Raw genomic sequence first — 10,929 nt, 5'->3', positions numbered from 1 at the left:
CAGACCCCAAGCCGTTCATCTGGACCAAGACCGCCGAAGAGATCCTCGATTCCCTCGCCCGCTTCTGCCGACGGATCTCTGGCGCAGGACACTAGGGCCTGCCCGGCGGATCATGCCGCAGACGCAGACGCAGACGCAGACGCAGACGCAGACGCAGACGCAGACGCAGACGCAGACGCAGACGCAGGGCTCGGCACGCCCCCGCTCACCTGCGTGGACGAGGCGCCGCCGCTGTCCTGCGACGTGATCCGCCGGACAGGCCCTGGCCGCAGCCCGGGTCAGCCGGCACGCTCCGCCTCGCCGCGCTCCACGCAGAACTCGTTGCCCTCGGGGTCGGCGAGGACCACCCAGCCCGTGCCGTCCGCGTTCCGGCGGTCGTCGACCAGCGTGGCCCCGACGGCGAGGAGGCGCTCGACCTCCTCGTCGCGGGTACGGTCCTGCGGCTGGAGGTCGAGATGCACCCGGTTCTTGACCGCCTTGGGCTCCGGGACGGTGACGAACAGCAGTCCCGCGGCCTCGATCAGCGCATCCTCGTCCCCCGGCTTGTCGTCCTCGTGCACGGGCCGGCCGAGGACCTGGGACCAGAAGGTGGCGAGGCGGTAGGCATCGGCGGAGTCGATCGTCACATGGCGAACGGTGGAGGTCATGACAGCGATTCCGATCTACTCGCCGAGCCCGCGCAGCAACTCGGGCAGCGCCGTACCGATCGGCTCCCGGATCACCTCGTCGGCCCGCTCGTCGTACGGCGTCGGCTCCGCGTTCACGATGATCAGCCGCGCCCCGTGGTCGGCGGCGACACCCGCGAGCCCCGCCGCGGGCTGCACCTGCAGGCTGGACCCGACCGCGACGAAGACCTGACACGCCTTGGTGACGGCCACCGCCTCACCCAGCACGACCGGGTCGAGCCGCTCGCCGAACATCACCGTCGCCGACTTCAGGATCCCGCCGCACTTCCGACACGGCGGATCCTCCTCACCGGCCTCGACCCGCTCCAGCGCGTCCTCCATCGGCCCCCGGGCATGGCATTTCGTGCACACCACGCTCCGCGCGGTGCCGTGCAGCACCAGCACCTTGCGGGCCGGCATCCCCGCGAGCTGGTGCAGCCCGTCCACGTTCTGCGTGATCACCCGCACCGGCACCCCGGACCGCTCCAGGTCGGTCACGGCCCGGTGCGCGGGGTTCGGCTCGGCCTTCAGCGTCCGGTTCTCGCGCCGCATCCGCCAGGACCGGCGCCGGATCTCCGGGTCGCCCATGTAGTACTCGTACGTCACGAGCTTCTCGGCCTCGGGATCCCGCCGCCACAGCCCGTTGGGCCCGCGGTAGTCCGGGATGCCGGAGTCGGTCGAGATGCCGGCGCCGCTGAGGACGGCGACGAGGGGCTTGGCCATGTCACCGAGGGTAGGACGCCCGTGCGTTCGGAGGCGAACGGATATCCGGGCCAGGCCCGGGCAGCCGCCGGGGTCAGCCCACCCGGTGCCCGTTCTCCAGCTCCGCCGTCCCCGACCCGTCCCGCAGGACGTCCAGCGCGGTCAGGACGCGGTGGCCCAGGGAGCCGGGCAGGTGCTCGGAGAGTTCCTCGCGCGGGACCATCCGCCAGGACAGCAGTTCCTCCTCCTGGAGGCGGATGGCCTTGAAGTCGTCCTCGCCGAGGACCCCGCCGTCATAGAGGTACGCCACCAACGGCGGGCGGGCGGTGCCGTGCACCCAGTCCACCGCGAGCAGCCGGCCGAGGTCACGGTCCAGGCCGATCTCCTCGAACGTCTCCCGGCGTGCGCCCTGCCGCGGTGTCTCGCCCTCGTCGGACTCGATGGTGCCGCCCGGAAGCGCCCAGCCCTCCCGGTAGTTGGGTTCCACGAGCAGCACCCGGCCCTCGGCGTCGCGGAAGAGGGCCGCGGCGCCGGCGAGGACACGGGGGAGACCCGCGATGTACGTGGCGAAGTCTTCACTGGTGGTCATCAAGGAAGGGTAACCAGGCTTCGCAACCCCGCCTCCGGCTCACTGCCCGGCTCGTCGCACGGACGGACGAGGCGGCTGGGGCTCCGCCACCTGTGCAAGCCGCAGTGTCCGCTCCGCCAGCTCGGTGATCCGCACCCCGTCGAAGCCGAACACCGCGCTGCGCACCGTGTCCTCCAGCGGGTCCTTCCACTGGGACGGGATGGCGTCCGCACCGGTCAGTACGCCGGCCACCGAGCCCGCGGTCGCGCCGTTGGAGTCGGTGTCCAGGCCGCCGCGGACGGTGAGTGTGATGGTGCGGGTGAAGTCGCCGTCACCGTACAGGAGCCCGGCGGTGAGGACGGCGGCGTTCGGGACGGTGTGGATCCAGCCGAGCCCGGCGGTCTCCTCGGCCACCGTGGCGAGCGTGTCCTCCCAGGTCATCCGCGTGTCGTGGAGCGAGACGACCCGCCGTACGGTACGGGCGAGGCGGCTGCCGGCCGGGATGACGGCCAGCGCCTCGTCCACGGCCCGGCGCACCGTGCCGGCGGTGAACGCCGCCGAGACGAGCGCCGCCGCCCACATCGCGCCGTACACCCCGTTGCCGGAGTGGGACAGTGCCGCGTCCCGGCGGGCGAGCAGGGCGGCGCGGCGCGGGTCGCCGGGGCGGGTCCAGCCGTAGATGTCGGCGCGGATGAGGGCCCCGATCCACTCCTGGTAGGGATTGTCGTACGTCGCCGTCAGCGGCGGTCTCAGCCCGCCTGTGAGGTTGCGGTACGCGGCCCGCTCCGCCGTGAACGTCTGCAGATAGGGCAGCCGCAGCAGCCACAGGTCGCCCACCTGTTCCGTGCTGAAGGAGAAGCCGTGGGTCTCCAGGAGGTCCAGGCCGAGAATGGCGTAGTCGACGTCGTCGTCGCGGCAGCTGCCGTGGATCCGGCCGCGGACGCACTGGCGCCACTCGGGGCGCAGCTCGAAGCCGTCGCTCTCGCTGATGGGCTCGGGCAGGTAGTCGGTGAGCGGCAGCGCGGCGGCCTGCCGCAGATAGCGGTCGATCCGGTCCCGCGTCCACAGGTCGCCCTGCTCGACCGGCTTGCCGAGCATGTTGCCCGCGATCCGGCCCAGCCAGCCCCCGAGGATGCGGTCGGCGAGCTCGTGCTCGGTGCCCACAGGGGTCATAGTTCCGGTTTACCCAATTCCGGCGACGACCGCGCGGGGTTCGGCCGTCCCGCAGGGGTTCGCCGGGGAGTCGCGGAGGTTGCCCCGGGGGCCGGTTCGGGCATGACGGCACAGGTGTCCTGCGGTTAAGGTCACAGCGGCGCGACTGGCCTTGACGTACGTGGGGCCCGGAGAGCAAGGGGAGTACAACGTGGCGGACGCTGCGCGGAAGGGCACCCACAGGGTGCTCATCGCCGCAGACAAGTTCAAGGGCTCACTGACGGCCGTACAGGTCGCCGAGCGGGTGACGGCCGGGCTGCGCCGGGTCGTACCGGACCTCGAGGTGGAGTCGCTGCCCGTGGCGGACGGCGGTGACGGGACGGTGGACGCGGCGGTCGCGGCCGGGTTCGAGCGGCGTGAGGTACGGGTCGCCGGCCCCCTCGGGCACGGGGTGACCGCCGCGTTCGCGCTGCGCGACGGCACGGCGGTCGTGGAGATGGCGGAGGCGAGCGGGCTGCAGCGGCTGCCCGCGGGCGTCTTCGCACCGCTCTCGGCGTCCACGTACGGCTCCGGAGAGCTGCTGCGGGCCGCGCTGGACGCGGGCGCACGGACGATCGTGTTCGGGGTCGGCGGCAGCGCCACCACGGACGGGGGCGCCGGAATGCTGTCCGCGCTGGGTGCCCGGTTCCTGGACGCGGAGGGGGAGCCGATCGCTCCGGGCGGCGGCGGTCTCGCCGGACTGGCCTCGGCCGACCTGTCGGAACTGGACCCGCGGCTCGCGTCCGTCGAGTTCGTCCTGGCGAGCGACGTCGACAACCCGCTGACCGGCCCGAAGGGCGCACCGGCGGTGTACGGCCCGCAGAAGGGCGCCTCGCCGGACGACGTGGAGGCGCTGGACGCGGCCCTGGCCCACTACGCCAAGGTGCTGGAGGAGACGGTCGGGGCGAAGGCCGCCGAGTACGCCGCCTCGCCGGGTGCCGGCGCTGCGGGCGGCATCGGATACGGCGCCCTGCTCGTCGGCGCCCGCTTCCGCGCCGGCATCGAGGTCATGCTCGACGTCCTGGGCTTCGCGTCCGCGCTGGAGAAGGCCACGCTGGTCATCACCGGCGAGGGCTCCCTCGACGAGCAGACACTCCACGGCAAGGCCCCGGCGGGGGTGGCGGCCGCGGCCCGCGCGGCCGGCAAGGAGGTCGTCGCGGTCTGCGGACGGCTCGCCCTGCCCCCGCAGGCACTGGGCCTCGCCGGCATCCGCCGGGCCTACCCGCTGACGGAGGCCGAGCCGGACGTGGCCATGTGCATCGCCGAGGCCGGCCCGATCCTGGAGCGCGTGGCGGAGGGGATCGCCCGGGACTTCCTGACCTGAGCGGCGACCTGAACGGCGCCATGAACGGCGCCATGAACGCGGAAGGGCCCCGAGCCGGTCGGCTCGGGGCCCTTCCCCTTGTCTGTCCTGCGACCGCTACGGCAGCTGTGCCGCGCGTGCCTCGCGCCGGTTGTCCCGGAAGCTGTTGACCCGGCGGGCCGTGGCGAACAGCGGAATCACCGCGCCCATGACCAGCTGGAGCGCACAGCCCATCTGGAGGAGCAGCTGGCCGCCCGGGGCATCGAACGCCCAGGCCGCCAGGAGACCCATCGACAGGACGATCCAGGAGAGCATCGCCACCGCGAGACGGCCCCGCGGCTTCGGGTACTCGACCCGGCTCACCATCAGCCAGGCCGTGCCCAGGATCGCGAGGAGCGTCGCCTCGAAGGGCAGTTCGAGGAGCACGATCGAGACCACCGTCAGTGCGCCGAACGGGGACGGCATGCCCTGGAAGGTGCCGTCCTTCACCGTCACGCACGAGAAGCGGGCAAGTCTCAGCACCACCGCCAGCAGCACCACGATCGCGCCGACCGCCGCCACCCGCTGGTGCGCGTCGTTCGCGACCATGCCGTACACCAGGACGAAGTACGCCGGTGCCAGGCCGAAGCTGATGAGGTCCGACAGGTTGTCCAGCTCGGCGCCCATGGGGGAGGAGCGCAGCCTGCGCGCCACCAGGCCGTCGAACAGGTCGAAGACCGCCGCGCACAGCATCAGGATGACCGCGGTGGCCGCGCTGTGGCGGGCCATGCCCGTCTCCTGGCTGCCGGTGAGGTGCGGGATCAGGATGCCGGTGGTGGTGAAGTACACCGCCATGAAGCCGCACGTGGCGTTGCCGAGGGTGAGGGTGTCCGCTATTGAGAGGCGGAGAGAGAGGGGCATCTCCTCCTCTTCGTCCACCTCGTCGGCCTCTGGCACCCAGCCCGTCTGCGTTTCCGGATCAATCACGGTCAATGCGAGTCACCCCAGCCACGGTCTTCTGTCCGACCTCGACCGCGACCTCCACGCCCTCGGGCAGGTAGATGTCGACGCGCGAGCCGAAGCGGATCAGACCGATCCGGTCGCCCTGCTCGACCTTGGTGCCCTGGGGCACGTAGGGGACGATGCGACGAGCGACCGCACCGGCGATCTGGATCATTTCGATGTCGCCGAGTTCGGTGTCGAAATGCCAGACTACGCGCTCGTTGTTCTCGCTCTCCTTGTTGAACGCCGGTACGAACCCACCCGGGATGTGCTCGACCGACGCCACCGTGCCGGACAGCGGCGCGCGGTTGACGTGGACGTTGAGCGGGCTCATGAAGATCGCGACGCGGGTGCGACCGTCCTTCCACGGCATGATGCTCTGCACCACGCCGTCGGCGGGCGAGATGACCCTGCCCTGGGCGATCTCGCGCTCGGGGTCGCGGAAGAACCACAGCATGCCCGCCGCGAGCGCGGTGGCGGGCACGGCGACGGCCTTGGCGGCGCCGGACTTGCGCGCGCGTACCAGGCTGAGGGCTGCGGTGGCGACGGTCGGCAGGAGCCACGGCGATGCTCCGCGCGCGAGGCGTACGCCTGCCAGGCTGTCGCGAGGTGCAGAGGTTTGGCTGTGGGGCATGGATGACCTTCGTAGCGGATGATGCCGCGCTGCGGGAGGGGGACGGCGGCTTACCGGGATCGTACCGGTCGCGGGCCACAACTGGGCAAGCCGGGAAGCCGAGTCCGCCGCTGAAGAGTGCTGACGGGGTGTGATCTTCTTCTCGAGGAAAACACCCCGAACGCGGACATCTATCCCTGGAGCCGATACTCTTCGAGCAGCCTGCGACCGATGATCATTTTCTGGATCTCGGCGGTACCTTCACCGATCAGCAGCATCGGAGCCTCACGGTAGAGGCGCTCGATCTCGTACTCCTTGGAGAAGCCGTAGCCGCCGTGGATCCGGAAGGCGTCCTCCACGACCTCCTTGCAGTACTCGGAGGCGAGGTACTTCGCCATCCCAGCCTCAAGGTCGTTTCGTTCTCCGGAATCCTTTTTGCGAGCCGCGTTCACCATCATCGCATGGGCGGCCTCGACCTTGGTAGCCATCTCCGCCAGCTTGAACTGGATGGCCTGGTGCTGGGCGATCGGCTTGCCGAAGGTGTGGCGCTGCTGGGCGTACGAGACGCCGAGCTCGAACGCACGCTGAGCGACGCCACAGCCACGCGCCGCCACGTTGACGCGGCCGACTTCCACGCCGTCCATCATGTGGTAAAAACCTCGGCCGGTGGCGCCCCCGAGCACCCGATCGGAGGAAAGCCGCAGGCCATCCATGATCATCTCGGTGGTGTCGACACCCTTGTAGCCCATCTTGTCGATCTTCCCGGGGATGGTGAGGCCGGGGCGGACCTCTCCGAAGCCGGGCTCCTTCTCGATCAGGAAGGTGGTCATCGACTTGTGGGGCGCGGTGCCCTCGGGGTGTCCTTCGTCACTTCGGACGAGGACGGCCACCAGACTTGACGTCCCACCGTTCGTCAGCCACATCTTCTGGCCGGTCAGGACGTACTCGTCGCCGTCCTTCACCGCCTTCGACGTGATCGCCGACACGTCCGAACCCAGGCCCGGCTCCGACATCGAGAACGCGCCCCGGATGTCGCCGGCCGCCATCCTCGGCAGGAAGTGGTCCTTCTGCTCCTGCGTGCCGTGCTGCTTGAGCATGTACGCCACGATGAAGTGGGTGTTGATGATGCCGGACACCGACATCCAGCCGCGGGCGATCTCCTCCACGCACAGCGCGTAGGTGAGGAGCGACTCGCCGAGGCCGCCGTACTCCTCGGGGATCATCAGGCCGAACAGGCCCAACTCCTTGAGGCCGTCGACGATCGCTTGCGGGTACTCGTCGCGGTGCTCCAGCCCGGTCGCGACCGGGATGATCTCCTTGTCCACGAAGTCGCGGACCGTGGACAGGATCTCCTGCTGGATGTCGGTCAGACCGGCGGTCTGGGCGAGTCGCGCCATGGCTACTTCTCCTGCTCCCTGAGCTCGGGCCGGCCGGGCTGCTCGCCGCCGCGCTCCTTGATGTACTGCTCGGTGGGCACCATCACCTTGCGGCGGAACACGCAGACCAGCGTGCCGTCCTGCTTGTAGCCCTTGGTCTCGACGTAGACGATGCCGCGGTCGTTCTTCGACTTGGACGGCCACTTGTCGAGCACGGTCGTCTGGCCGTAGACCGTGTCGCCGTGGAAGGTCGGCGCCACGTGCTTGAGCGACTCGACCTCCAGGTTGGCGATCGCCTTGCCGGAGATGTCCGGGACGGACATGCCGAGCAGCAGCGAGTAGATGTAGTTCCCGACGACGACGTTCTTGCCGAAGTCGGTCGTCTTCTCCGCATAGTTCGAGTCCATGTGGAGGGGGTGGTGGTTCATGGTGAGGAGACAGAACAGGTGGTCGTCGTACTCCGTGACTGTCTTTCCCGGCCAGTGCTTGTACGTCGCCCCGACCTCGAACTCCTCGTAGGTGCGTCCGAACTGCATGCCTACGCCTCCGGAATCTCGAACTTGCCGGTGCGCTGCATGCCGGCGGCGCGTCCCTTGCCGGAGACGACCAGCGCCATCTTGCGGCTGGCCTCGTCGATCATCTCGTCGCCGAGCATCGCCGAGCCCTTCTTGCCGCCCGCCTCGGACGTGTAGTACTCGTACGCGTCCAGAATCAGTTCGGCGTGGTCGTAGTCCTCCTGGGAGGGCGAGAAGATCTCGTTGGACGCCTCGACCTGACCCGGGTGCAGCACCCACTTGCCGTCGAAACCGAGGGCCGCGGCGCGCTGGGCGACCTCGCGGTAGCCCTCGACGTTGCGGATCTGCAGGTAGGGGCCGTCGATCGCCTGGAGGTTGTTGGCGCGGGCGGCCATGAGGATCTTCATCAGGATGTAGTGGTAGGCGTCCGCCGGGTAGCCGGGCGGCTGCTCGCCCACGACCAGCGACTTCATGTTGATCGACGCCATGAAGTCGGCCGGGCCGAAGATGATCGTCTCGACGCGCGGGGAGGCCTGCGCGATCTCGTTGACGTTGTTGAGGCCCTGGGCGTTCTCGATCTGCGCCTCGATGCCGATCTTGCCGACCTCGAAGCCCATGGTCTTCTCGATCTGCGTCAGCAGGAGGTCGAGGGCGACGACCTGCTGGGCGGTCTGGACCTTCGGCAGCATGATGCAGTCGAGGTTCGGGCCGGCGCCCTCGACGACCGTGACGACGTCGCGGTACGTCCACTCGGTCGTCCAGTCGTTGACCCGCACGACCCTGGTCTTGCCCGTCCAGTCGCCCTCGTTGAGGAACTTGACGATGGTGTGCCGCGCCTCGGGCTTGGCGAGCGGCGCGCACGCGTCCTCCAGGTCGAGGAAGACCTGGTCCGCGGGGAGGCCCTGCGCCTTCTCCAGGAAGCGGGGGTTGCTTCCCGGGACCGCGAGACACGAGCGGCGGGGACGCAGACGGTTGACGGTCATGCGGGGACCTCCAGGGGGTCGAGCTTGTTCGCTTTCCGGATCTCGTCGACGATGCGGCCGATGATTCCCGTGATGTCGAAGTCCTTCGGGGTGAAGACCGCGGCCACTCCCGCGGCCCTGAGCTGTTCGGCGTCGTTGTTCGGGATGATGCCACCAGCGATCACCGGAATGTCTGTGGCACCGGCCACACGCAGCCGCTCCAGCACGTCCGGCACCAGCTGCGCGTGCGAGCCGGAGAGGATGGACAGGCCGACCGCGTGCACGTCCTCGGCGAGCGCCGCGTCCACGATCTGCTCGGGCGTGAGCCGGATGCCCTGGTAGACCACCTCGAAGCCGGCGTCCCGGGCCCGTACGGCGATCTGCTCGGCGCCGTTGGAGTGCCCGTCCAGGCCCGGCTTGCCGACCAGGAAGCGGAGCTTGCCGACACCGAGGTCGGCAGCCGTCAGGTCCACCTTGCGGCGGACCTGGGACATGGCCGAGCCCTCCGCCGCGGAGACGGCCACCGGCGCGGACGACACGCCCGTCGGCGCCCGGAACTCGCCGAACACCTCGCGCAGGGCCCCGGCCCACTCGCCGGTCGTGACCCCGGCGCGGGCGCACTCCAGGGTGGCCTCCATGAGGTTGGCGGTGCCCTTGGCGGCCTCCTTCAGCCGCTCCAGCGCCTTGCAGGGGCGCGGGTGGTTGAAAGGCGGCTGATAGCGCGTGTCGCGCCAGTTCTGGAGCGAGGCGACGACCCGGGCCTCGACGGCCGGATCGACCGTCTGGATGGCCGTGTCGAGGTCGGCCGTCAGCGGGTTCGGCTCGGTCGTCTCGAAGATGTTGACACCGATGATCTTCTCTTGGCCGGACTCGATGCGGGCCCGCCGCTCGGCGTGCGAGGCGACCAGCTGCGACTTGAGGTAGCCCGACTCGACGGCGGCCATCGCGCCGCCCATCTCCTGGATCCGCTCCATCTCCGCGAGCGACTCCTCGACCAGCTCGCCCACCTTGGCCTCGATCACCTTCGAGCCCTCGAAGATGTCGGCGTACTCCAGCAGGTCGCTCTCGTGGGCGAGCACCTGCTGCATGCGCAGCGACCACTGCTGGTCCCAGGGGCGGGGGAGCCCCAGCGCCTCGTTCCAGGCGGGCAGCTGCACGGCACGCGCGCGTGCGTCCTTGGAGAGGGTCACGGCCAGCATCTCGAGGACGATCCGCTGGACGTTGTTCTCCGGCTGCGCCTCGGTCAGGCCGAGGGAGTTGACCTGGACGCCGTAGCGGAAGCGGCGGTGCTTGGGGTCCTCGATGCCGTACCGCTCGCGGGTGACCTGGTCCCAGATGCGGCCGAACGCCCGCATCTTGCACATCTCCTCGACGAAGCGGACGCCCGCGTTCACGAAGAAGGAGATCCGGCCGACGACGTCACCCATGCGCTCCTGCGGCACCTGGCCGGAGTCCCGCACGGCGTCCAGCACCGCGATCGCCGTGGACATCGCGTACGCGATCTCCTGGACCGGCGTGGCGCCCGCCTCCTGCAGGTGGTAGCTGCAGATGTTGATCGGGTTCCACTTCGGGATGTGGGAGACCGTGTACGCGATCATGTCCGTCGTCAGGCGGAGCGAGGGCACCGGCGGGAACACGTGCGTGCCCCGCGACAGGTACTCCTTGACGATGTCGTTCTGGGTCGTCCCCTGGAGCTTGGTGACGTCGGCACCCTGCTCCTCCGCGACGACCTGGTAGAGCGCCAGCAGCCACATGGCGGTGGCGTTGATGGTCATCGAGGTGTTCATCTGCTCCAGGGGGATGTCCTGGAACAGCCTGCGCATGTCACCGAGGTGCGCGATCGGCACGCCGACCCGGCCGACCTCGCCGCGGGCGAGGACGTGGTCGGAGTCGTAGCCGGTCTGCGTGGGCAGGTCGAACGCCACCGACAGACCGGTCTGACCCTTGGCGAGGTTGCGCCGGTACAGCTCGTTGGACGCCTCGGCCGTGGAGTGACCGGCGTAGGTCCGCATCAACCACGGCCGGTCCTTCTGACGCTCTGTCATCCTGTGAC

Annotated in this window: 11 protein-coding genes; 1 reads left to right on the top strand and 10 read right to left on the bottom strand. The window is 69.8% G+C overall.

Annotated elements, in window-relative coordinates; all coding sequences use genetic code 11:
• Nucleotides 1–278: 278 nt before the first annotated feature.
• The 4 genes from ACZ5XS_RS14965 to ACZ5XS_RS14950 all read right to left on the bottom strand — a co-directional run bounded on the left by ACZ5XS_RS14965 (nucleotide 279) and on the right by ACZ5XS_RS14950 (nucleotide 3,108).
• Nucleotides 279–647, bottom strand: a complete 369-nt coding sequence (locus tag ACZ5XS_RS14965) for a VOC family protein (RefSeq protein ID WP_468651263.1) — start codon at nucleotides 645–647, stop codon at nucleotides 279–281.
• Nucleotides 648–662: 15 nt separating this feature from the next.
• Entirely contained in the window at nucleotides 663–1,388 is a 726-nt protein-coding gene (locus ACZ5XS_RS14960; protein WP_468651261.1) for an SIR2 family NAD-dependent protein deacylase, read from the bottom strand.
• A 73-nt stretch (nucleotides 1,389–1,461) separates the two neighbouring features.
• Nucleotides 1,462–1,956 carry an NUDIX domain-containing protein gene (locus tag ACZ5XS_RS14955; protein WP_217239043.1) on the bottom strand — a complete coding sequence of 165 codons (495 nt, stop codon included), beginning with the start codon at nucleotides 1,954–1,956 and terminating at the stop codon, nucleotides 1,462–1,464.
• A gap of 39 nt (nucleotides 1,957–1,995) precedes the next feature.
• The gene (locus ACZ5XS_RS14950; RefSeq protein ID WP_468651259.1) at nucleotides 1,996–3,108 is read right to left on the bottom strand and encodes an ADP-ribosylglycohydrolase family protein; all 1,113 of its coding nucleotides are present in this window, start codon (nucleotides 3,106–3,108) and stop codon (nucleotides 1,996–1,998) included.
• Between the two features lie 223 nt (nucleotides 3,109–3,331).
• Between ACZ5XS_RS14950 and ACZ5XS_RS14945 the strand changes: the two genes are divergently transcribed.
• Nucleotides 3,332–4,450: a glycerate kinase gene (locus ACZ5XS_RS14945; protein WP_468651285.1), complete on the top strand. Its 1,119-nt coding sequence runs from the start codon at nucleotides 3,332–3,334 to the stop codon at nucleotides 4,448–4,450.
• Nucleotides 4,451–4,546: 96 nt separating this feature from the next.
• Here the strand turns inward: ACZ5XS_RS14945 and pssA are convergent, their stop codons facing one another.
• The 6 genes from pssA to ACZ5XS_RS14915 all read right to left on the bottom strand — a co-directional run bounded on the left by pssA (nucleotide 4,547) and on the right by ACZ5XS_RS14915 (nucleotide 10,921).
• Nucleotides 4,547–5,365, bottom strand: coding sequence for a CDP-diacylglycerol--serine O-phosphatidyltransferase (pssA, locus tag ACZ5XS_RS14940; protein WP_217239045.1), 819 nt, complete (start codon nucleotides 5,363–5,365; stop codon nucleotides 4,547–4,549).
• Nucleotides 5,366–5,387: 22 nt separating this feature from the next.
• A complete protein-coding gene (locus ACZ5XS_RS14935) occupies nucleotides 5,388–6,044 on the bottom strand; it encodes a phosphatidylserine decarboxylase (protein ID WP_217239046.1) in 657 nt (218 codons plus the stop codon).
• A 170-nt stretch (nucleotides 6,045–6,214) separates the two neighbouring features.
• Nucleotides 6,215–7,420: an acyl-CoA dehydrogenase family protein gene (locus tag ACZ5XS_RS14930; RefSeq protein WP_468651256.1), complete on the bottom strand. Its 1,206-nt coding sequence runs from the start codon at nucleotides 7,418–7,420 to the stop codon at nucleotides 6,215–6,217.
• 2 nt (nucleotides 7,421–7,422) lie between these two features.
• Nucleotides 7,423–7,935 carry a MaoC family dehydratase gene (locus ACZ5XS_RS14925; RefSeq protein ID WP_468651254.1) on the bottom strand — a complete coding sequence of 171 codons (513 nt, stop codon included), beginning with the start codon at nucleotides 7,933–7,935 and terminating at the stop codon, nucleotides 7,423–7,425.
• A gap of 2 nt (nucleotides 7,936–7,937) precedes the next feature.
• Nucleotides 7,938–8,897: an HpcH/HpaI aldolase/citrate lyase family protein gene (locus ACZ5XS_RS14920; RefSeq protein ID WP_217239049.1), complete on the bottom strand. Its 960-nt coding sequence runs from the start codon at nucleotides 8,895–8,897 to the stop codon at nucleotides 7,938–7,940.
• On the bottom strand, nucleotides 8,894–10,921 hold the full coding sequence (locus tag ACZ5XS_RS14915) for a protein meaA (protein WP_468651252.1): 2,028 nt from the start codon (nucleotides 10,919–10,921) through the stop codon (nucleotides 8,894–8,896). The genes ACZ5XS_RS14920 and ACZ5XS_RS14915 overlap by 4 nt, the downstream gene beginning before the upstream one ends.
• Nucleotides 10,922–10,929: the final 8 nt, after the last annotated feature.

The organism is Streptomyces sp. NPDC033131, from assembly GCF_055578365.1.
Note: the sequence above shows the minus strand (reverse complement) of the source record. Positions and strands in the feature narration are given on the sequence as shown.